Genomic DNA, 19,438 nt, shown 5'->3' with positions numbered 1-19,438 from the left:
GATGATGATGGCGACTGCAGCGCGAGCATTGTATACGAACCCGGAGGAATTGTACGAAGAGTGGCAATTCGTTATACGACAAGGCAATGAGTACTTTGAGGCTCAGGAGTTCCGTATCGCAATTGCGCGCTATCAGCAGGCCATCTCTCTCGCCACCAGGTTGCAGGATAACTACAGTGATTTTCGAATGGCGATCATGGCCGTCATCGTCAGCTATCACAATCTGGCTGATTGTTATCTGGCGTTGGAACAACCAAATCAGTGTCTCAGCGAGTTATTAAGCGTTCATGAAAAGATGATGCAACTGATTCATTCCGTATCGCATCAGTCGGAGCAGAACCAGGACATCGCCTTTTGGGGTGCGAGGCGAACTTATACAGCATTAATGCTGCATAAAAAGGAGCATCCCCAATCATTTCAAGCTGGTCATTTACACCAAATGGCGGAATTATCTAATCAATACCGAAAGGAGTTCTTATGTTAAAGTTCCTCGGAAAGCTGTCCTTATTGTGCCTGCTTTTTATCGCTCCCCATGTTTTTGCGCATGCCGGACATGATCATAGTCACTGGAGTGCCGATCTCTATCACTATGCGTTGTTGGCAACATTTTTCATTACTTTGATCGCAGTGCTTTTCGGCTTAATCAACTTCTTCACGGAAAAATCTGTGCAGACCAGAGGCAATGCTCAGGAGGGAAATCATGTTGTATAACACGCTCGATTTAATCGACAAGCTTTGCGGTTTTGAACGGGTATCAGCCCATTGCGATATTCCCTGTAAAGTCTATGATCCGGCCATTGCACAGTTTGCCGCTCTCAGTGTTGTTCGATTTTTGGATCTGATTGGCGAACTGTCAGACAAAGACAGCCTGAGTTTGGATGAGCAGGCAAAGCTGACCCGCCTGGTGCAAGAAAAAGAACTGCACGCAGCCAAGGTGAAGGACGAAGTCGTGGTGATTTGGGGAGATTATTTTAAAGAACCACAAATCACCGCTCACCCAAACGTTCATCAGTTAGTGCACAGCATCATGCTGGCCGGTTCGGCCTGTAAACAATCCATTCAACGCGACAATGGCGTAAAGTTACTGGAACTGGTGAATCAGTTTGCAGCCATGTATTGGCAGACCAAGAATGTGAAAACGTTTATCACCACATCGCCTTATCTGCCCAACGAACAAGTTGTGTACCCAAGGCTTGATTAAAATCCTGAAAGTGACAGGTAGCAGCATGACGCCTACCTGTAAACCCGGTGACTTTATCGTTATCTTGCGTCATTTTTTCAGGATCAACATCAATGATGTGGTGGTGATTCAGCATGAACATCTGGGAATGCTGATTAAACGCGTAGCCAGTGTTGATAGCCAGGGGGTGATGCTCAAAGGCGATGATGCCCGCAGCATCAGTAGTGATAAAATCGGTAAAGTTGCCCGCCAACACATCATGGGTAAACTGCTCTTCAGGATTGCTAAAAAGCAGTAAGCCGGAATAGCCTGCGACTTTTACCGGCGATCAACCTAAATTGAATGGGATAATTGCCAAATTTTTACTATTCTTTGCTGATAGATTCTTTGATATCAGGATTGCCCCTTTTGGTTTTTAAACGTTTGCTTTGTCGATGGCAACTCACCGCTGCCTGGTTGCTGTTATCTTCTCTGTCAGGTTTCGCCTCTGAACAACATCATTTTACCGCAGCAACACCAGCAACGTTACAGCGAATTTCCACTTCAGAAGGGTTAAGCCAGGGCACAATTAATCACTTTTTTCAGGATAAAACGGGGTTTGTCTGGTTGAGCACAGCCGAGGGGCTTAACGTTTACAACGGCTATTCTGTGCGCTCTTTTGAACACCCTGATTTAGCGTTGAGAGGGGCATATTTCCATTTTGTTACTCAAGACAAAAATGGCCTTTACTGGATCTCTATTTCTGAGCGGGGCCTTTACACATATAACGATAAAACCCATGAGCTGACATTACAGTGGAGTAGTATTGAGGATTACCAACGCGATGTGCTGCGCTTTTACGAAGATGAGCAGGGCGAAAGCCTCTGGTTTTTCACCTCAAACGGAATTTTAACTTATTCCTATACGCAACAGCAGTTTTCTGAAGAGCCGCAGGTACTGGAGAATTTTGGGGATGAACAGTTTATCACCAGTAGTGCCAATATCGCAGGGGATATCTGGCTGGGCACCAATAAAGGACTGGTGCGATACTCCGCAAATAACGGCAGTACTCAGGCCATTGAGTTTGTCACTGTCGCCTCGTCTTCACAATCCAATGTATACCAGCAAAGGGTTCGGCAACTGGTGAAAGACAAATACGACCGCCTGTGGGTTGCGACAGCCAATGGACTATTCGTACTGGAAAACGAACAATTGCTTTCTGCAGGGGAAGGAGAGAGCCAACAGCTGTTCGTAAAACCCTTAGTCCCGAATCTGCAGTTTCATGATTTGATACTGGAAGATGAGCGCATCCTTGCCGCTTCAAACAAAGGGTTATTGGCCATTGATCTGGATAGTTTACAACGGGAGACGTTACTGCAGTTTTCCAATTCCAATCAGGATATTTATAATGATCGGATCATTAAGTTATTCAGAGACAAAAACCAAAATTACTGGTTAGCCTCCAATGCGCGCGGGGCGTATTTATGGAATCCCAAAACCGAGGCGTTTAGCAATTATTACAACAGTGGTCGTGGTCAAAAAATACTGAGTAGTAACGAGGTTTGGGATATTGAAGAGACCGCGCCTAATCAGCTTTGGTTGGGGACCTCTAATGGCCTGACTCACCTGGATCTGAACCAAAACACCAGTGAGTTTTGGTTTATGGTGGATGACCAGGAAGGTCTGTTGTCACAGGTATATCAGATACAACAACGCGCTGAAAATGAACTTTGGCTGGCTACCAGTGAAGGTATCAAACGCTTTGATTTTCTGGCTAAACAACAAATTCCGGTGCGGTTAGCCGATGAAAAACAGCGCGCCATATTTGCTGATCAGCAGTCGTTTTTATTTGTGGATTCAAAAGAACGTATCTGGCTTTCCACTCTGGACTCTTTTTACCTGTACATGCCGGACAGCGGCACACTGACCGAGTTAACGAATCTCAAAGCGGTGATTAATCCGTATTTCAGCTTTGGTTTTATCGGTGAAATTCCCGGTACTGATACCATGATATTGAGTGTTTCAGGGCAAATTTGGGGCGTGGATACCCGAAGTTTCGAACCCCGGCTGATATATGAGCTGGAAAACTATTCTCCGCAGGAGTTTGTTTATGTGGACAGCTGGACGCTGGACCCACAAAACGGACTGGTTTGGTTCAGTTTTACCAGCCAGGGGCTGGTGGCCTTAAATTACGAAGATTTTAGCTTGGCGAAACAAACCAATCACCTGAAGTCTGCCGGTATTGGGGTGGCCTATGGTTTGTTGCAGGACAGCAATCGGCGCGTCTGGTTTAGCTCGCATCGGGGAATTTTTAATCTGGGCCTGGACAATGCCCATCTGATGAACTTTGATTTGTCTTACGGCCTTGCAGCCCTCGAATATAACGGCGGAGCCTGGAAAAAACTACGCTCCGGGCAAATGGTGTATGGCGGTGTAAAAGGCATTACGCTTTTTAACCCGGATAATATCGGGGTGGGGACAGATCCTCACAAGCAGGTGGTAATTGATGACTTTAACATCGCAAATCGCGACACGCCGGTTACCTTCAGCAACCTTGCTGAGCAAGTGTTTGAGCTGGATTACAATGATGCCGGCATTCACATCAGTTTTTCGACCCTGGGGTTTGAACAGCAACAGCAGGTGCAGTATCAGTATTCGCTGCAAGGCAGGGAACTCACGGAATATCCACTCACCTACGCCAATGAGGCGCGTTTTTCTCAGTTGGCTTCCGGCACCTACGAATTTACCGTCCGGGCAATCTCACCGGTAACCGGTTTTTCCACCAGACCCAGTAAAATAGTTCTGAATGTCGCCTATGCTCCCTGGAATTCGCCCTGGGCCAGATTGAGTTACGTTTTGTTGCTGTTATGCATACTGGCTGCCTTTATCTATCGCAGACGCATTAAACAACGCGTTATTCTGGCGATGAACAAAGAGCTGGTGGACAGTGAGCAGCGCCTGAGACTGGCGTTAAAATCCAGTCAGAGCGAACCCTGGGAATGGAGTGACAAAGACCGGTTAATTCGCTATGTAGGGATTGTTGGTTACGACGCAGGTAAGCAAGAGCAAACCTTCCGGCAGCATTGTCTGAAAATTCACCCAGATGATCGCTCAGAATTTATGCGGGAGTGGAAAACGCTGTTTGATTCAGCCTCCGTTGATGCGTTTACCTTTACCTATCGCATGCGACAGGCTGACAATAGCTATCACTGGTTTCGCAATGTTGGCCAAATTTTAGAGAGAAACCCCAACGGTCAACCGAGGCTCATTTCCGGGCTGTTCACGGATGTGAATGAGGCACAAACGGCCGCCGCCAGTGCTCTGGTGTTTGGCGAAGCCTTTCGCAATACCAAGGACTGGGTGCTAATCATTGACTCAGATTTTAACGGTGTGATGGCGAATAATTCCTTTTACAAGGCATTTAACTATGCACCTGAAAGTCAGATCTCGTTGGGTGATGACGTGTTCAGAGGTTTGGGCAGTAAGATGCGTAAATACCGGCAGATCATGGAGCAGATGGGGATAGGTGAGCATTGGCACGGTGAGGATAGTATCGAAGTACGAGACAAAGGCCGGTGCCAGGTGCTGATCAATATCAGTTTGATCAGTATCGAAAATCGAGAAAAAAATCATTATGTGGTGATTTTTACCGATATAACTCAGCAGAAAAATGCAGAGGAAGAACTCAAACTGCTGGCCAATTACGATGCCCTGACGTTGTTACCCAACCGGACGTTATTACTGGATCGCATCGAGCACGCCATTCAGGTGGCGGATCGCAATCGCAACACCCTGGCATTGTTGTTTGTGGATCTGGACAGGTTCAAACAGATCAACGATTCATTGGGACATGACTATGGCGACAAATTGCTGCAGGTGGTTGCCAATCGTTTAAAAGAACGGGTGCGCAAGCAGGATACTGTGGCGCGATTAGGTGGCGACGAATTCGTGGTGCTGCTGGAGTCTTTTCAAAATGTATCACATGTCGGCGAAGTCGCTTTGGAGTTAAGTGCCTGTATCGCCGAACCTATCGAGTTATGCGAGCACAGTGTCAGTATTACGCCCAGTATTGGTATTGCCTTGTATCCCAGTGATGCCCGGTTACCGGAAGATTTGTTGCGGGACGCAGATATCGCCATGTTCCACGCTAAAAAGGACCCAGGGAAATGCTATCACTTTTATACTGAGTCGATGGACACCGAGGTGCGCAATCGCCTGCAAAAAGAATCGTTGATCAAACGGGCCCATGCCAGCCAGGAATTCGTCAATTATTATCAACCCATATTAGACGCGAATACCGGCCAGGTGGTGGGGGCAGAACTGTTACTGCGCTGGGTCACCAAAGACGGCATTGTACCGCCAAATGTCTTTATCCCTATGGCCGAGCAGATTGGCCTGATCATCCCCATGACTAACGACGCCTTAAGACGCGGACTAACAGATACGCAACACTGGCGCGCCAACATTCCCGACTTTTATCTGTCTGTCAATTTGTCCGTTACCCACTTTGAGCAGGATGGGGTGGCGGAAGGCATGGTTTCGCTACTGCATGAGTTTGGCTTACCGGCCTCGGCGTTAAAAGTTGAAGTGACTGAGAGTGCCCTGATGTCTCACCCGGAAAAAGCCATTACTACCATGGAGCGTTTTCAGGCATTGGGGGTGCAACTTTCGCTGGATGATTTTGGTACGGGTTATTCCTCTTTTGCGTATTTAAAACGCTTGCCCCTTAACATTGTCAAACTGGACCGCAGTTTCGTAGCGGGCATTGGAACCGATAAGAAAGACGAAACCATTGTGGAGGCGATTCTTGGGCTGGCACAAAACCTGGGTTTGCAGGTGGTGGCTGAGGGTGTAGAAACCGAGCAGCACAGTGAGTTTCTCAGGACCCGTACCTGTCAGTTTTTCCAGGGGTTCTATTATGCCAGACCGATGGGCCGGGCCGAGTTTGACGGGTATTTGCAAGCTAATCTCAGTCATGGTGAAACTTAAGCGCCTGCCTGGCACAGTGCAGCTCACCTTAACGCCTAACCGTTCCCTGAGCTGGCGACAAAGTTTGATCATAGTGTCTGCGATCGCACTATTTTGCCTCAGTATCGCGCTGGTCTGGTTTGTGTTGGGGGCCTGGCTGATTCTGCCGTTTGCCGGCCTGGAAGTGGGATTGTTGTTGGCACTGACTTATCTGGTATCCAGAGCAACTTACCAGCGACAAATTGTCTTGCTCAACAGCGAATACATTTCGTTTCAATCTGGTTTTCCGTCGGTAAAACGACAACTGTTGCTCAACAGAAAATTGGCCGAATTAATTCAATATCCCGCCACTCATCCGGAAGATGTTTTTCCGCTGTTTCTCAAAGATGCTCGTCAGCAGGTCAGGCTGGGCGAGTTCCTGAATCTGGAAGACCTGACGAAACTCATTAAAATCATGCGAACTGAAGGTATTCAGTTACGGCAAAAAAAGGCGTTAATCTCAATGCCTTTTTAGCGTGTCTGGACGCGATGAAGCAGGAGAATTATACGTTCAACAACCTTGAGAGGAGCACCGAATTGGACTAAGGTTAAAAAAGTAGGAGGTGCTCTATGCGCGTGTTAAATCTTCTGCCGTTGGTGCTGGTTCTCTTGTTTGTAAGCGGTTGCCAGACCACGCAACAATCCGCTGTTCAGGTAAATCCCCACTTCCTGGATATGTCCTTTTCCGGTTACGAAAGCGTACCGGTGGAAACTGAGTCTGAGATCTTTGAGCTGAGCGACGAAGCCAAACGTTTTGTTTTTGATATACAAAGCAAACGTGATCGCTCCGGTTCTATTGAAGAGCTGATCAGTGCGATATTTGACCGGTCCAGCTTTAATATGATTTACGATAACAGTGCCAATACAACCGCGCGGGAAACCTTCGTTAATCGCAGTGCGAATTGCCTTTCATTGTCTATCATGACTTATTCTCTGGCACGGGAAGCGGGGTTTACCGTTACCTTCAGAGAAATTGAAATCCCCGAATATTGGACCCGCAAAAATGGTTTCAGTCTGTTAAATGGCCACATCAATTTGCGTATTTCTGAAATGGAAGAGCAGTCGTCGATTGTCTATGCGGAAAGCAATACCATGGTGGTGGATTTTGATCCCTTTTCACCGAAGAAGTACTTTCCGTCGAGATCGGTCAGGAAAAACCGCGTGTTATCCATGTTTTACAACAACAAAGGCGCTGATGCCTTACTGAAATCTGATTATCTGACGGCCTACGCCTATTTCAGGGCGGCAGTGAGTACTGACTCGCAGTTTCAGGATGCGTGGGCAAACATGGGCATTTTATACCGCATGACAGGGCATTACGACTGGGCGGAAAATACCTATCACGAAGCGTTGAAACTCAATCCGGACAATCTGACGATCATGGAAAATCTGGCTGTGTTGCATCAACATCAGGGGCGCTATGAGTTAGCCAAAGAATTGCTGGCAAAAGTGGAAACTCGCCGACTTTCTAATCCGTATTACCATTACAATTTAGGGGAACAGGAGTTAGAAGCCAGTAATTATCACGCGGCCATGTCTCACTATAAAAAAGCCATCAGATTAGATGCTTCGCATCACGAGTTTTATTTCGGCATGGCAAAAGTGCATGCACTGATGGGGGATCTGGAACAGGCGTTGCGTTATTTGCAACGGGCCAGAAGAAAAACCAACATTGATGATCTCAAAGATCATTATCAGCACAAGATGGATTTGTTTGCCAAACTCTAATCTGGTTAATTTACTGCAACGGACAATCAGTGGCTGTTTTGTACTGTTGATTATGGCTTTGCCGGTCAACGCAGGACAGGACTGTCGGGTTGATAATAGTCGAGTCAATGCCAATGGTTTTAGTCCACAGCAGCAGGCGTTATGGCAGGATCTGGTACATTTGAGCAGTGCCGCGATGCAAGGACGAAAAAGCGGCACCGAAGGCGCTCAACTGGCGAGACAGTACATTGCCCGGCGCTTTCAGGAGTCGGGTCTTGAACCATTGCCACAGAAACAAGGCCAGGATAACTCTGAGGAGACTGCTTCCTGGTTTCATACCTTTACCCCTCCGGGGTTGTTTACCCGTACCGAAGGTGCAAATGTTATCGGGCAAATCAAAGGACAGCATAAGCCGGATAAGTTTCTGGTGTTATCTGCTCACTATGATCATTTAGGAAAGCAAGGGCGCAAAATACACTTTGGTGCCAATGACAATGCCTCTGGGGTTGCCGCGTTGATTTATATTGCACAACAGCTGAGTCAGACGGGCAGTCATCATTCGATACTGTTTCTGGCCACTGACTATGAAGAAGCCGGACTGTATGGCGCGGCGGCGTTTGTGCAGCAGGGAATTCCGGAACATGCGGATATTTTAATGAACATCAATATGGATATGCTGGCACAACCTGGTCGCAACTGGACGCTCTATGTGGCCGGAACCCGCGGGTTTCCTGAGATCAAACCCGCCGTGGAGCGGGTGTTAGGCAACGCCCCGATATGTGCCGAAACCGGCATGGACAGAGTAAGTCGCAGTTATGATCGCAGTTACCGAATTGACTGGCGCAAAGCCAGTGATCATTGGGAGTTCGCCCAGCAGGATATCGCCTGGTTGTATCTTGGCGTCAAAGATTTCAAATATCACCATACGATTTACGACACCCCCGATAAGTTGTCCAGGCCCTTCTACACCGGCGTAGTGGAAACCGCGTGGCAGCTGGTGGTGGCAGTGGATAGTCACTTCAGTCATCCCAAATAAGCCGGGCAATCCCACTGTCCCTTTTTTCACTGTTTTTACCTTCGCATTTTTGCACCAATCTGTATCTTAAAAAATAATGCTGCACTAAAATGGTGCGAATAGGGCGGGGTAATTATTCCTCTTTAAGTTTATGTTATTGAATATTAAAGGATATTTTCTCTGGCATAGCTTTTGATAACAACTTTTCGTGGAACACACCGCTTTAAATTAGCCAAAATTGGGGAGCAAATTTATGAAATTAGTCAGTGCCATTATCAAGCCATTCAAGCTTGATGATGTCCGGGAAGCCATTTCGGACATCGGAATAGACGGCCTTACCGTCACAGAAGTGAAAGGTTTTGGACGTCAAAAGGGCCACACGGAATTGTATCGTGGTGCCGAATACCAGGTAGATTTTTTGCCGAAAGTGAAACTTGAAATTGCTGTACAAGATGATCAGGTAGAACGCTTGGTTGAAGCGATAGTTAACGCTGCTAAAACCGGGAAAATTGGAGACGGTAAAGTCTTTGTTTTCGATCTTGAACACGCCGTTCGTATTCGTACCGGTGAAACCGATAGCGATGCTATCTAAATAACACCAGGAGACAATAATGGAACAAGCATTTCACTTACAATATGCAATGGACACCTTTTACTTTCTAGTATGTGGTGCCCTGGTTATGTGGATGGCAGCCGGTTTTGCCATGCTGGAAGCGGGTTTAGTACGCGCCAAAAACACCACTGAAATTTTGACTAAAAACGTCGCATTGTTCGCGATCTCCTGCACCATGTATCTGGTGTGTGGTTATATGATCATGTATGACGGTTCACTGTTTTTATCCGGTATTCAGGATGTAGACGTTGCTTCAACCTTATCTGATTTCGCCAGTCGCGAAGATGGTTTTGAAGGTGGCTCAATCTACTCTGGTGCCTCTGACTTCTTCTTCCAGGTTGTATTTGTTGCCACAGCCATGTCCATCGTATCTGGTGCAGTGGCTGAGCGTATGAAGCTCTGGGCATTCTTGCTGTTTGCTGTCGTCATGACTGGCTTTATCTATCCGATGGAAGGTAGCTGGACCTGGGGTGGTCAATCTGTATTTGGCCTGTACACCTTGGGTGATTTAGGTTTCTCTGACTTTGCCGGCTCAGGTATTGTTCACATGGCAGGTGCCGCAGCAGCGCTGGCAGGTGTAATTCTGTTAGGTGCGCGTAAAGGTAAATACAGCGCAGACGGTAAAGTTAATGCAATCCCGGGTGCTAACCTGCCGTTAGCAACGTTAGGTACATTCATTCTTTGGATGGGCTGGTTCGGCTTTAACGGTGGTTCCGTACTGAAGTTGGGCGATATCGCTAACGCTAACTCTGTGGCCATGGTGTTTTTGAACACTAACGCGGCGGCTGCGGGTGGTTCAATTGCGGCCTTGTTATTGGCGAAAGTGTTGTTCAAGAAAGCTGACCTGACGATGGCGCTAAACGGTGCATTGGCTGGTCTGGTAGCCATTACCGCTGAGCCTTCAACACCATCTGCGTTGCAAGCAACTTTAATTGGCGCAGTAGGTGGCTTAATTGTGGTCTTCTCTATCGTTGGTCTGGACAAATTAAAAATCGACGATCCGGTAGGTGCTATTTCGGTTCACGGTAGTGTGGGTCTGTTTGGTTTGTTGGTTGTACCTCTGACTAATGACGGCGCAACATTCAGCGGCCAAATCATTGGCGCATTGACTATTTTCTTCTGGGTATTTGTTACCAGCTTCATCGTCTGGTTTGTACTGAAAACCGTGATGGGTATCCGTGTCTCTGAAGAAGAAGAGTACGAAGGTCTGGATAAAGTGGACTGCGGTTTAGAAGCTTACCCAGATTTTACGGTTAAAAGCTAACCGGACTGCTCAAAAGCTGAATAATAAAAATTCGAGCGATGCGTTAAAAATCCGAATCGCTCTCACAGCGTTCCAATTGGAACCGGGGAAAATCCCCGAATAGCTTCATATGCTATATGCCCTTTTTGCCCCGGTTTTACCGGGGCTTTTTATTTGGGTCATTGTTGAAAGCAGAGATCCTGTAGTATGGTATGACTGCCTGTTGACCCAAGCTCATAGTGCAAAACGCAACAGGCTCTGATATAGCCATAAACAATTCATTTCTGTTCGGGAGCCTGTCTTGAAAAAGTCCAGATTATTGTTGTCATTTTGTGTTTCTATGCTTGTTTTTAGCTTCACTGCCCACGGTTTTGACCGGATCACCGGCAAACATTTTGCTAGCCGTTCAGAGGTAATAGCCCAAAATGGCATGGTGGCTACCAGTCAGCCGTTAGCAACGCAGGTGGCACTGGATGTCTTAAAGGCAGGGGGCAATGCCATTGATGCGGCCATTGCAGCCAATGCCATGCTGGGGCTGGTGGAGCCGACCGGATGTGGTATCGGTGGGGATTTATTTGCGATTGTCTGGGATGCTAAATCCAAAAAGTTACACGGACTCAATGCCTCCGGACGTTCACCGCAATCACTGGAATTAAGTCACTTTAAAACTTTGGGATTAGATAAAATTCCTTCTTTTGGACCACTACCGGTATCTGTGCCCGGTGCCGTTGATGGGTGGTATCAATTGCACGACAAATTTGGCTCCCTTCCCATGGCCGAATTACTAAGCCCGGCTATTGAATATGCCCGCAATGGATTCCCGGTGACAGAACTGATAGCCCATTACATGGCACTCAATGAATCCCGAATCGGTCATTATCCCGGTTTTAACGATATCTTTCATGTCAATGGTGCAGTCCCGGCAAAAGGTGACATTTTTACCAATCCGGCGTTGGCTGCTACCTACGAAAAAATCGCGACCGGTGGTCGGGACGCGTTCTACAAGGGCGATATTGCCCGCATTATTGCGGCCTATATGAAAGAGCAGGGGGGATTTTTACAGTATGAGGATTTAGCCTCGCACACGTCTGAATGGGTGCAGCCACTGTCTACCAGTTATCGCGGTTACGACGTATGGGAACTCCCCCCGAATGGCCAGGGGATCGCCGCATTGCAAATCCTGAATGTGATGGAACTGTTTGATGTTGAAGAAATGGGCTTTGCTACTCCAGAATATGTTCATGCCTTTGTGGAGGCCAAAAAGCTGGCCTTTGAAGACCGTGCCAGATTCTATTCTGATATGGACTTTAATAAGCAACCCATTGATATGTTGATCTCCAAAGAATACGGTCTGCAGCGTCGTCAACTGATTGATATGAATAAAGCGGCAAAACGCTATGATGCCGGTCCGTATGAAGGCGATACCATTTATCTGACCACCGCCGATAAAGACGGCAACATGGTGTCTTTAATTCAGAGCAACTATCGCGGTATGGGCTCGGGTATGACGCCAACCGGCCTGGGATTTGTGTTGCAAAATCGCGGCGAACTCTTCGCTTTACAGGAAGATCATTTCAATGCCTATGCGCCAGGTAAGCGGCCGTTTCATACTATTATTCCGGCGTTTGTTACCCGTAATGGCAAACCCTGGATCAGCTTTGGTGTCATGGGGGGCGGTGCCCAACCTCAGATGCATGCTCAGGTGATCATGAACCTGATCGACTTTGGCATGAATTTACAGGAAGCCGGTGACGCTCCCAGAATCTTGCACAGTGGCTCCAGTCAGCCCACGGGAGAGATGATGGAAGATGGGGGATTTGTCAGCCTGGAAAATGGTTTTTCTGCTGAGGCACGACGAGCGTTGATCCGCAAAGGGCATACTTTGCAGGAAGTCTCGGGTTGGTTTGGCGGCTATCAGGCGATAATGAAAGATCTGAAAACCGGCGTGTATTATGGTGCGTCAGAGAGTCGCAAAGATGGACAGGCCGCAGGTTATTAACCTGTTAAAGCAATTGTTCACCCTTCAGCGGTTTTGCGATATTCTTAACTATCGCTTTTTATTCAGGATTTTTAATGCCACAAGCACAAAAAGGGATCTGCGCAGAACCGAATCTGCACGCCTTGTATTTGATGTTCAATGTTACTGACGAACAAGACGATCTTATCCGTGAAAAGTTGGCTAAAATTCTGAATATCTTTAATCATTATGATGAAGAGCACTACGAAGCCATGATCTCCGGGGTCGTCGCCATCGGTAGCAATTACTGGATGGAACTTTACCCCGGTGAATTACCACTGGAACTGGCTCCGTTTCCTGATATGTCCTGTGAAGATCGCAGCGCACCGGTTGTGCCCAGTGATCTGTTTATCCAGATAAGAGCCGATCGGGCCGACATTTGTCATGCCATTGGCGTTGAAGTTTACGAGCTGTTAAAACTGCATGTAGAGCTGGTGGAGCAGGTCAAAGGCTTTCGCTATCTGGATGGTCGGGATCTTACCGGGTTTGTCGATGGCACTGAAAACCCCAAAGGCATGAAAAAGTTAGATGTGGCTATTGTAGGGGATGAAGATCCCAGCTTTACCGGGGGCAGTTACATTCATGTGCAACGATACCGGCACAACCTGGATCGTTGGAATCAGTTGCAGGTGGAGGAGCAGGAAAAAATCATGGGGCGCACTAAGTCCGATGATGTGGAATTCCTGGCGCATAAAAAAGCGCGCTTTGCACACAGTAAACGAACCAGTATTAAGGATGACGAAGGCAACAGCCTTGAAATCCTGCGGCAAAGCATGCCTTACGGCAACATGAAGGTGCAAGGTTTGTTTTTTGTTTCCTGCTGCAAGAGTAGCCGTCCGTTTACTAAAATGCTGGAAAGTATGATCTTCGGTGATGAAACCGGTACTTACGATAAGTTGCTGGACTTTACCACACCGGAGACCGGAGCCGCGTATTTCGCTCCCTCTGTTGATTTTATTAAGCGCCTGGGCAAAATTCCGCCTTCCCATTTTTAGGGGCGATTACAGCTTGTTGATTTATTCTTCCGGGCAGTTCGGTAATGTGCAGGTCCGCGCAGTGCATATTTAAACAAAATTCTCTTCGCTTCCAGGCACTTATAGTGCTATTATCAAGGTCGGCCTTTGGTCAGTTATATTTTTGTTATCCGCTTAAGTTCTGCTTTACCCGTCAAACATTGTTTGGCGACCATGTACCTTCAGCAATTCCAAATTAGTAATTAAACAAGGCTCTACCGGCGCATTTGCGTCAAAATTTAATATTTTTATAGGTTTATTTTTATGTCTAAATTGACAGGTTCAGTTAAGTGGTTTAACGAAGACAAAGGTTACGGTTTCCTTACTCCAGAAGAAGGCGGTAAAGACGTATTCGTACACTTCCGCGCCATCAAATCTGAAGGCTTCAAAGTGTTGGTTGAAGGTCAACGCGTAGAATTTGAAGTACAAGAAGGTCAGAAAGGTCCTCAGGCAGCAGAAGTTGTTGTACTTTAATCCGTAACGGATTCTGATAAAAAACGCAGCACAGGCTGCGTTTTTTGTTTTTGGGGCAGATTAATTTGCGTAACCGCTACCAATCGCCCTGAAGGGCATTTGCAATTGCAGATCCGGTACCTGCTTAGCCACCCAGGCCGGGAAGGTATTGCTGTTTGGACCTGGAAATAAAGTGTATTCGTTGGCCCAGGGATATTGCGCAATGGCCTCACGCATTTGAGGGATCAGGGTTTCTGCTTTTTCCCCGGTCAGATGATAGAACTTTTCCGGTTTTGCGCCATACCAGTAGCGATCCGGAGAAATCGTATTGTATTGACGCAATGCCGGTTGACCGTGTCTGGTGCGCCAACCTACCACTTCATAAACAGTATATTCTGTTGCTTCTTTTTCTTTTATCGCTATCCAGCTGTGTACTGCGAACCAGCCACGCCAGCTATAGGCGTCGGCGGCGTAAAACTCAATAACGGCATCAGTATGCAACATCGGATTGACAGCAATTCCTGCGGGGGCACGGCTTGCTGTCCTCCAGTTGTTTCCGGAACAAGACAACAGCGCGAATAGTGCAACAACTAAAATCAGCTTTAACTTCATCGTTCACCGACATTTGCAGATAATATGTGTCGTTGCGTTGTAACAAATTGGCTTACAAACACCAAGACAAACTCGACAGACAGCAGCCAAAAACGGTCAGTTTACAGTACAAAGATTGTGCCAGGTGAAAAAGCAGCTATAGTGAAGCTGTAAACACAGGTCACTAAATTCAGGGAGAGAAACATGAATGCGATGGTAGTTCACCCACCTCACGCTAAAACAGATCGGTTGAGTTGGTTTAAGACATTTTCAGACTTTTTGGTGATTGCGCTTATTCTGTTGGCCTATTGGGGGATAACTGAATATCTGCACAGTCAACGGATGGAAATCGCCCAACAACCCCTGGTGAATGACTTTTATTTGGTGGACTATTACCGAATAAACCCGGCATCAGATTACAAATTCCGCTATGTGCCATTACGGGTGACGAATATCTCAGCAACCCAGTTGAGTTTTGTTCGGGGTAATTACGGCCATAATAAACCAGCGTCTATGGATAAACATGTGCAGTTTGACGCCGTGTTAAATTACAATTATTTCAACAAGGAAAGCCTGCAGGTGAGCCGGGCTGAATTTAACCAATGGGTGGATGAAGGTATCGTATATGATGCCAGCCGGCCGGAAGGTATCTATATCAATGGTTGGATTGTATTGCGCCCGATGGAAGCCGTTATTGGCAGTGAGCGCAATGAACGTTTTCTCGCGGCAGCCCCGTCGCGATAGGTGCTCATGGGGCTATTTGTCGGTAGCGTTTAAATAGTCTTGCCAGGCTTGTTGATATCCTGCACGGCGTCGATGTTGACGGGAGTTGAGATGGTTCTGCCAGTCCTGAGCGTCGGTTACCGGTCCGATATGGCACAATTCACAATATTGTGGCGCGGCTTCTGGCGGTGCTGTGAGATATCGATGAAGTTGTGGTTGGGGGCTGTCTGACCACGCATAGGTGATGGCGGCTGTACTTTTAACCTGTTTATCGCGATCGACATTGCGTATACGGTAACCCGGAAATTCACCCGGTATAAATGGCATCTGTCCTATATGTCTGAAACTGCCGGGCTCTGCCAGGCACTCAATATTCCAGTCACAATAGGGCTTTACATCTTTTGAGGTGATATAGCTCAGTCTGGCCCCGTTTGATGCCAACAAATAATGTTGTGAGTAGCGTAAAAAGGCGTTGAGCAATTTCCGGTTTAACAGGTTACTGTCTTCCCCCTGATGCCAGCTTTGACCGGGGCGACGAGGCCCGGCATTGGGAACTAACGGGAACTGAAAAATAGTAACGTCAAATGACGCCTTTAATTTATCCCGCAAACTGTCAGGTTGAGTAATATCAACTTCAAACATTACCCGTTGCCCGGCTTCCTGCAGTGTATCAATGGCATTGAGTTGATACTTGTCGCGCAGCTGTTGTTCAGAATCTAACACACTGGCGGTTATCTTAAGGGTGGGCCAACGTCTGGCGAGTGCCGCCGAAAAAGACAAATCACCGTCACCGATGGTGAGTACCCGCCATGTTGCCTGAATATGCATAAGGAAAAGTCTGTATTGCCATGAGATAAAATTACCGGGAAGCGATTATAACAACTTATGGAAAATTTTATCTAAATCGCGAAATGCGGTTATCATTACCCAACGCCAAAACCACCGTCATAAGGAAGTCGATGCGACCATGTTACAACTGCAAGTAGGAAGATCTATTAAATGGCGTGCTATTTTTGTAGAGTCGGCGTTTATCGGCGCCAGTATTCTGTTGGCCTTTGCGTTACAGGATTGGGACGAAGCCAAAGACATCGAAGAACGAACACAGATTGCCATGTGCAATGTGAAATCGGAACTGAGCTTTAACCAGGTGCTGATCGAACGTGGATATTTGCCAAAGCAAAAAGGCTTGTTAGCCAGCATCAATGCTGTTGTGGCGGTTACCCAACGAGGCGAAGCGGCTAATCTATCACTGGCTAATCTGGAGCAAATGTTAGTGCAGGAATCATTGCGTTACTCTGCCTGGTCATTAGCGGCGGAGTCGGGTTATATGCTACACGCCAATTTTGAGCTTGCCACCGAAATTGGCGCCGTTATTGATTTTCAGAAAGACAGTTATCAACCGGTAATTAATAGGCTGAATGAAGCCTTGTTTGACTCCGGGCAAACATTCAATGATGAACCCACTTCTTCACAGGTAAAGTTACTCAGCCTCACCAATGAATGGATATCAAAAACGCGCTATCTGCAAAGCAAATACGAGCAACTATTTGGCAGAGAAGATTTTATTAGCCTGGCCTGTTTGTAAGCGACAGTTAAATTGCAGTTTTTCTGGTTGTTCAAGATCGTTCACGATTTAAAGTGTACGGAAGTTGTTATGCATTCACGGTTTTTATTCGGCAGAACAGTTGATTATAAGAGTAAACTATCGACTGAAGTAGATATTAAGTCTTGAATAGCGTATGTCTAAAGCTGACTATTGCAGCTACAATATTCTACTCAGTGGACTGGTTACTCCATTTGCACCTTGTTGCAAAACATGGGTGTAGATTTGTGTGGTTTTAACGTCTGAATGACCCAATTGTGTTTGCACTGTTCTGATATCCGCACCACTTTGTAGGAGGTGGGTGGCAAATGAATGCCTTAACGTATGGGGAGTAATTGGTTTCTCTATGTTTGCTAATACCGCCGCTTTTTTAATGGCTTTTCTGACACCTGTTGGATGAAAGTGGGGCCTTCTTATTTCACCTGTTGCAGGGTCTGCGCTAAGTTGTCTTGAAGGAAACAAATACTGCCAGGCCAACGACTTATTGGCGGCAGGGTATTTTCTGGATAGTGCGTTTGGCATCCAAACGCCTGCATAGTGTTCATTTTTAAGATCGAGCTGTAAATACTCATCGGCTTGCACTATTTGGTTCCTGAGCATCGGAATAAGCTCAACCGCCAGTGTAACCACACGATGCTTAAGCCCTTTACCATGCCAGATACGAACACATTTATAATCAAAATCTATATCCTGAACCCGTAATTGCACAGCTTCCATCACGCGCAATCCACTGCCATACATCAAGCCCGCAATTAAATAGTAGTGCTTGTCTAAAAAAGACATCAGTAATTTGACTTCATCTGGTGTCATGACTATGGGTAATTTGGGTTGCCGTAGACTGCGGATAAATGACAAGTTCAGCGAAAGTTCTTGCTTTACGATGTGTTTGTACAAAAAAGACAGCGCATTTAGTGCTGTAGCCTGAGTTTTTGGCGACACATTTTTTTCCAGTACCAAATAATCCAGGTATAGAGTAACTTCATTGTCGCCCATTGAGGTGGGGTGACGCTTATCGTGGAAATGGATAAATCCACTAATCCATTTCAAATAGGTATCGATAGAACGCAAAGAGTATTGTTTAGTCAGCATAAAATCAGCGACCAGGTTTAAATAGGGGGAGCGGGTTTTCATGATATTAAAGTTTTTAAAAAGTGCACTGTATTTATATACAGTATTGATGGTTTTCTCCTATAGTCAAGAAAACGACCCAACGGGTCGTTTTGGGAGCAATCTGACTCAGCGCTAAGTTTATTGCAGCCCATAGCTGGTATTGTTTGGATAAATTTGTTATCAATTCGCAAAAGAATGAAAACGACCCTGCGGCTGGAAGAAAAACGACCCGTTGGGTCGATATTAAATTGTTCTGATGGAATTGGAGAAAAGATATACTAGAGATTATAGTCGATACAGAGGATTTTGGTGTATATTTATACAGTATGATACTTCCCTTTTTTATGACTATAAAATCTAGCAAAGAAACTTGACGGAACTATACTGTTTTTCAATCCCTAAAGCTTATCTCTAAGGCTGCTGAAATCGACGTTATTTTCAGACAGACCTTAGAGATAAGCTTTAGGGTATGAAGTCCCGATCAAGTGACGATTTGTTTTTGACCCTCCAATCTACGTAGCCAAAGCGACTAAGGTCTGGCTACCACAGAACAAGTCAATAAATTAGACTCCGTTAGCTTTGCATCTTGTATTGCAAACAACGCAATAAAGCTGCCAAACTAACTGCACTAATTATTGAGACGTTATGCATCATGAGAATAATGGAACTAACTCGGCAATTACACAGCCTTGATTCAGAAAAAACGATATATGCAAAAAAACCTTGGACCTGTGATGCTGAAGTAGAGTTATTTTTGGAACCTGAGGATGGTTCTTTACCGACTGAACTTGAAAAGGGTTTCGAATACTTCTTGGAAGTTTTTATTGCGCAAGAGGTAATTCCTGATTTGGCTCATATAGAACCGTCTTACACTTTAGAGCAGTGGAGTGAAAGGCTAATCAGCTATGCAGAGAATGATGCATAACAAAAAATTTTAAACTGGGACGTTTACTCGCTGGCTCTCCCTCATTCTTCGGGTATTATAGCCATCAAATAATCGCCCTTTAAATTGACCGTTAGAACTGCCAGTAAACATGGAGAGTATGTGCAGAATTTAATCCAAGATTTGACTCAGAAACTTTTAGCTTCAAGCATAAAGCTGGAAGGTGAATCAATCCGGGTTTGTCGGAGGCTAATTATCTTGAGAGAATTAGCCAATGAACAAAAGAATAAGTTATTCCCCA

General features: G+C 46.2%; 19 protein-coding genes. 16 read left to right on the top strand and 3 right to left on the bottom strand.

The genetic code is table 11. The features are described 5' to 3' along the window. The first annotated feature begins 1 nt into the window (after position 1). The 13 genes from AC0J20_RS20280 to cspE all read left to right on the top strand — a co-directional run bounded on the left by AC0J20_RS20280 (position 2) and on the right by cspE (position 14,248). Positions 2–484 carry a DUF2753 family protein gene (locus AC0J20_RS20280; RefSeq protein WP_473023120.1) on the top strand — a complete coding sequence of 161 codons (483 nt, stop codon included), beginning with the start codon at positions 2–4 and terminating at the stop codon, positions 482–484. Beyond that, the gene (locus AC0J20_RS20275) at positions 478–711 is read left to right on the top strand and encodes a hypothetical protein (protein WP_229531454.1); all 234 of its coding nucleotides are present in this window, start codon (positions 478–480) and stop codon (positions 709–711) included. Before AC0J20_RS20280 ends, AC0J20_RS20275 begins: the two co-directional genes overlap by 7 nt. Beyond that, positions 701–1,201: a superoxide dismutase, Ni gene (gene sodN, locus AC0J20_RS20270; protein WP_473023119.1), complete on the top strand. Its 501-nt coding sequence runs from the start codon at positions 701–703 to the stop codon at positions 1,199–1,201. Before AC0J20_RS20275 ends, sodN begins: the two co-directional genes overlap by 11 nt. 25 nt (positions 1,202–1,226) lie before the next feature. Next, positions 1,227–1,478 carry a S24/S26 family peptidase gene (locus AC0J20_RS20265; protein WP_473023118.1) on the top strand — a complete coding sequence of 84 codons (252 nt, stop codon included), beginning with the start codon at positions 1,227–1,229 and terminating at the stop codon, positions 1,476–1,478. A gap of 110 nt (positions 1,479–1,588) precedes the next feature. After that, positions 1,589–6,148, top strand: coding sequence for an EAL domain-containing protein (locus AC0J20_RS20260; RefSeq protein ID WP_473023117.1), 4,560 nt, complete (start codon positions 1,589–1,591; stop codon positions 6,146–6,148). Next, entirely contained in the window at positions 6,135–6,641 is a 507-nt protein-coding gene (locus tag AC0J20_RS20255; RefSeq protein WP_229531450.1) for a DUF2244 domain-containing protein, read from the top strand. Before AC0J20_RS20260 ends, AC0J20_RS20255 begins: the two co-directional genes overlap by 14 nt. Positions 6,642–6,736: 95 nt before the next feature. Beyond that, the gene (locus AC0J20_RS20250) at positions 6,737–7,894 is read left to right on the top strand and encodes a tetratricopeptide repeat protein (RefSeq protein ID WP_473023116.1); all 1,158 of its coding nucleotides are present in this window, start codon (positions 6,737–6,739) and stop codon (positions 7,892–7,894) included. After that, positions 7,881–8,909, top strand: coding sequence for a M28 family peptidase (locus tag AC0J20_RS20245; RefSeq protein WP_473023115.1), 1,029 nt, complete (start codon positions 7,881–7,883; stop codon positions 8,907–8,909). Before AC0J20_RS20250 ends, AC0J20_RS20245 begins: the two co-directional genes overlap by 14 nt. Before the next feature lie 232 nt (positions 8,910–9,141). Beyond that, on the top strand, positions 9,142–9,480 hold the full coding sequence (gene glnK / locus AC0J20_RS20240; protein WP_229531447.1) for a P-II family nitrogen regulator: 339 nt from the start codon (positions 9,142–9,144) through the stop codon (positions 9,478–9,480). 19 nt (positions 9,481–9,499) lie between these two features. Further along, positions 9,500–10,765, top strand: coding sequence for an ammonium transporter (locus AC0J20_RS20235; RefSeq protein ID WP_229531446.1), 1,266 nt, complete (start codon positions 9,500–9,502; stop codon positions 10,763–10,765). Between the two features lie 319 nt (positions 10,766–11,084). Then, positions 11,085–12,743 (top strand): gamma-glutamyltransferase, encoded by a 1,659-nt coding sequence (ggt, locus tag AC0J20_RS20230; protein WP_473023131.1) that lies wholly within the window; start codon positions 11,085–11,087, stop codon positions 12,741–12,743. A gap of 74 nt (positions 12,744–12,817) precedes the next feature. After that, a complete protein-coding gene (locus AC0J20_RS20225) occupies positions 12,818–13,756 on the top strand; it encodes a Dyp-type peroxidase (RefSeq protein WP_229531445.1) in 939 nt (312 codons plus the stop codon). A gap of 282 nt (positions 13,757–14,038) precedes the next feature. Then, positions 14,039–14,248, top strand: coding sequence for a transcription antiterminator/RNA stability regulator CspE (gene cspE, locus AC0J20_RS20220; protein WP_229531444.1), 210 nt, complete (start codon positions 14,039–14,041; stop codon positions 14,246–14,248). 60 nt (positions 14,249–14,308) lie between these two features. Here cspE and AC0J20_RS20215 read toward each other — a convergent pair whose 3' ends face one another. Further along, the gene (locus AC0J20_RS20215) at positions 14,309–14,839 is read right to left on the bottom strand and encodes a DUF3750 domain-containing protein (protein ID WP_229531443.1); all 531 of its coding nucleotides are present in this window, start codon (positions 14,837–14,839) and stop codon (positions 14,309–14,311) included. A gap of 183 nt (positions 14,840–15,022) precedes the next feature. On the opposite strand from AC0J20_RS20215, the gene AC0J20_RS20210 reads away from it, so the two are divergent. Continuing rightward, a complete protein-coding gene (locus tag AC0J20_RS20210; RefSeq protein ID WP_473023114.1) occupies positions 15,023–15,562 on the top strand; it encodes a hypothetical protein in 540 nt (179 codons plus the stop codon). Between the two features lie 12 nt (positions 15,563–15,574). Here AC0J20_RS20210 and AC0J20_RS20205 read toward each other — a convergent pair whose 3' ends face one another. Further along, positions 15,575–16,369 (bottom strand): Rossmann-like fold-containing protein, encoded by a 795-nt coding sequence (locus AC0J20_RS20205; RefSeq protein WP_473023113.1) that lies wholly within the window; start codon positions 16,367–16,369, stop codon positions 15,575–15,577. Positions 16,370–16,508: 139 nt separating this feature from the next. Here AC0J20_RS20205 and AC0J20_RS20200 point away from each other — a divergent pair, with 139 nt between their 5' ends. Then, complete coding sequence (locus AC0J20_RS20200; protein WP_473023112.1) at positions 16,509–17,126, top strand: hypothetical protein; 618 nt, start codon at positions 16,509–16,511, stop codon at positions 17,124–17,126. 177 nt (positions 17,127–17,303) lie between these two features. On the opposite strand, the gene AC0J20_RS20195 is transcribed toward AC0J20_RS20200, so the two are convergent. Continuing rightward, entirely contained in the window at positions 17,304–18,275 is a 972-nt protein-coding gene (locus AC0J20_RS20195; RefSeq protein WP_473023111.1) for an integron integrase, read from the bottom strand. Positions 18,276–18,915: 640 nt separating this feature from the next. Between AC0J20_RS20195 and AC0J20_RS20190 the strand changes: the two genes are divergently transcribed. Next, a complete protein-coding gene (locus AC0J20_RS20190; RefSeq protein WP_473023110.1) occupies positions 18,916–19,179 on the top strand; it encodes a hypothetical protein in 264 nt (87 codons plus the stop codon). The last annotated feature ends 259 nt before the right edge of the window (positions 19,180–19,438 follow it).

The sequence above is a fragment of the Planctobacterium sp. R6 genome, from assembly GCF_055755215.1.
This window is presented reverse-complemented; position numbering and strand designations above follow the sequence as displayed.